At 76.9% G+C, this 2,857-nt stretch carries 3 protein-coding genes and 1 pseudogene; all 4 read right to left on the bottom strand.

Going from position 1 to position 2,857, the window contains the following annotated elements:
• Window positions 1-339, bottom strand: a pseudogene (locus tag SSBG_RS20150) (4-alpha-glucanotransferase); the annotation flags it as partial.
• Between the two features lie 39 nt (window positions 340-378).
• A complete protein-coding gene (locus SSBG_RS20145; RefSeq protein ID WP_008747915.1) occupies window positions 379-753 on the bottom strand; it encodes a hypothetical protein in 375 nt (124 codons plus the stop codon).
• Between the two features lie 245 nt (window positions 754-998).
• Complete coding sequence (locus tag SSBG_RS20140) at window positions 999-1,907, bottom strand: SAM-dependent methyltransferase (protein ID WP_008747914.1); 909 nt, start codon at window positions 1,905-1,907, stop codon at window positions 999-1,001.
• A 215-nt stretch (window positions 1,908-2,122) separates the two neighbouring features.
• On the bottom strand, window positions 2,123-2,770 hold the full coding sequence (locus tag SSBG_RS20135; RefSeq protein ID WP_008747913.1) for a cysteine hydrolase family protein: 648 nt from the start codon (window positions 2,768-2,770) through the stop codon (window positions 2,123-2,125).
• Between the last annotated feature and the right edge of the window lie 87 nt (window positions 2,771-2,857).

Below are 2,857 nucleotides of genomic sequence, written 5' to 3'. Positions count from 1 at the left end.
GCCGGGGGCGGCCGTCCACTCCGTGACGGCGCCGTCCTCGGTGCGGGCCGTGCAGCGGGTGCCGGCGGGGAGCCCGGCGAGGGCCTGCGGCGGGGCGACCGGGCCGTCGGCCGCGTCGGGCGGGCTCCACACGACGACGGTCGGCGGGAGCACACGGCACTCGCGTGCGGCCTCGGCCGCCGCGAGCGCCGCCGCCGCCGACTCGGGTGTCGCGGCGTCCACGCCCAGCGCGGCGAGCGCGGCGACGACGGCGGAGCGGGGCACCTCGACGGTCTCCCCGGGCCCCGGCGAGTAGGAGGTGGCCACTCCGTGGAGCGCGGCGAGCCGGGCGAGTGCCATGTCGGGGTCCGCTTTCTGTCTTCGTCGCGCGGGCCGGGGTCAGACGGCCACGCAGGGCCTTCCGGGCGCGTAGGTCTCGGCGTAGCCCTCGGTGAGGGCGTCGGCGGGGTGCTCCGCGGGGTGCGGGTCGGCGAACGGGGGCTCGCTGGTGAGGGGGACCGCTTCGGCGAGCGGGGGTTCGCTCGTGAGCGGCGCGGTGTCGGTGAGCGGGGGTTCGCTGGTCAGCGGGGGTTCCTGGGCGCCGTGCGAGGCGGCGCCGGGGAGGCCGGCGTCGGGATCGGACACTGCCGACAGGTCGGGCCGTGCGGGTCGCGGACGCCGGTAGTGAGCGAGGCGGTGGCGGTCGACCGGGGATGCCGGCAGGTCCGGGCGTTTGGAGAGGGCGGACAGAAGCAGTTGAGCCGGTGTTCCCACGGGGGCCTCCTCGGGTGGGGTGCGTGGTAGACGCAGCCCTACCCGCTGGGGGCGGGGGCACCCTTGATTCGGGGCGCGAGGTGGCGCGGGTCACATTTTGGGGGCGGGTGCGGAAGGGCAGGGGTGTGGCGCGCCGGACCGCCGCGAGGTTCCTGGGCCCGCCCCCTGCCCGGTCCCTGCCGGAGGTTCCCGGGGCGCCCGCCCGCCGCCCGGTCCCGCCCGTGGGGCGTCCACTTCGCCGTGGGTCATTTCAGGGCGAAGACCCAGCGGTTCGCCGCCAGGGCGTCGTTCTCCTCCGGCAGCGGGCCGCGGCCCAGGGCGCGGCTGTGGGCGAAGGGGGTGCGGGACTCGGTGCGCCAGCCGAGTGCGGCGAGCGTGGCGGCGGAGTCGGGGCGGGGCTCGGGGTCGAAGAGGCCGAGGAGGTCGATGCCGAGGCGGCGACGGGTCTCGGCGTAGACGGGCGAGTCGCGGACGGCGGCGGTTTCGAGGCCGAGTTTCACCTCGTAGGCGAGGCTGCTACCGGCCGCGCTGCGGGCGTGGAGGTCGGCGAGGAGACGAGCCTCGGCGTCGGCGGGCAGGTAGAGGAAGAGGCCCTCGGCGAGCCAGGCGGTGCGTTGGGCGGGGTCGAAGCCGGCTTCCTTGAGCGGTCCCGTCCAGTCCTCGCGGACGTCGGCGGCGACGAGGCGGCGTTCGGCGGCCCCCGGTACGGGCGGGAGCGCGTCGAGCACGCGCTGTTTGAAGGCGAGTACGGGGGCCTGGTCGATCTCGTAGACGACCGTGCCCGCCGGCCAGGGCAGCCGCAGGGCCCGGGTGTCGAGTCCGGCGCCGAGGAGCACGACCTGCCGTTCGCCGCTGTGCGCCGCGTGCCCGAGGTGGTCGTCCAGCACGCGGGTGCGCAGGGCGAAGTACCTGCCGAGCCGTCCCCACAGCGGGTCGGCCTCGCCGCCGGGGATGTCGTCGGGGTGCAGCGGCCACGCGGAGCAACCGCCGGCGGCCCGCACGAAGTGCTCGGCGTAGGGGTCGCGGGCGAGCGCGTCGGGCCGGTGGGTCTCGATGGCGCGCGCGGCGGCGACGAGCAGCGCGGTACGGGCGACGCCCGTCTCGGCCCCGCCCCCGTCCGGCGCGGCACCGTTCGTACCGTTCTCCTCCCGCACGGCCTCCCCCGTCCCGGCCTCCCCCGTCCCGGCCTCGCCCGCCACCGCCTCGCCCCGCGCCGTCTCACCGCTCGCGGCCTCACCGCTCGCGGCCTCACCGCTCACCGCCTCGCCGCACGGCGTCTCACCGCTCACCGCCTCGCCGCTCTGCGCCGCGTCCTCCGGCACCTCGATCGCGCCCCGCTGCGCGCCCGGTCCGGCGCCTGTGGTCTCGCTCATGAGGAACCTTCCGGCACCGGTACCTGGGGCCCCGGGATTGCCTCCGGGTGCCTGGTCCAGGTCTCCGTGCGGGCGTGGGGGACGACGCGGGCGCCGTAGAGGCGGTGCATGAACGTGAGGATCTGTGTGTCGGGAGTGTGCAGCGCGGTGGTGCAGTCGGCGAGCAGGGTGAGGTGGAAGCCTTTCTGGAAGGCGGTACGGGCGGTGCTGTCGACGCAGACGTCGGTGAAGACGCCCGCGAGGGCGAGGTGGCCGGCGCCGAGGCGGCGCAGGTGGGCCTCGAATCCCTCGCAGAGGAAGGCGTCGAAGCAGGCGCGCTTGGTGAAGTCCGCTTCGTGCGGGGCGGCCTGGAGCGGGGCGGCGAGCTCAGCGCCCCAGGAGCCTTCGAGGCACTTGGGCGGGCGCCCCCTGGCGCGGTCGCGGCTGCGCCAGGCGGGGCCCTGGTGGGCGGGGTCGCCGAGGAAACGGACCCAGACGACGGGCACCCCGGCGTCGCGGGCCGCGTCCACGGCTCTCGCGGTGTTGCGGACGACGGCGGCGAGCGCGGCGGGCTCGCCGGGATAGCGGGACGCGGCGAGCGGGCCCTCGCAGAAGTCGTTCTGGAGATCCACGACGACGAGGGCGGTGCCGCCTTGACCGCTCACCTCGCGAGCCCGGGCGCGAGCCCTTCATCCGCCGCCGGTTCCGGCGCCGCCGCGACCTCCTGGCCGGCCGCCAGCTCATGGCCGGCC

This window comes from Streptomyces sp. SPB074, assembly GCF_000154905.1.
Taxonomy (GTDB): Bacteria; Actinomycetota; Actinomycetes; order Streptomycetales; family Streptomycetaceae; genus Streptomyces.
This window is presented reverse-complemented; position numbering and strand designations above follow the sequence as displayed.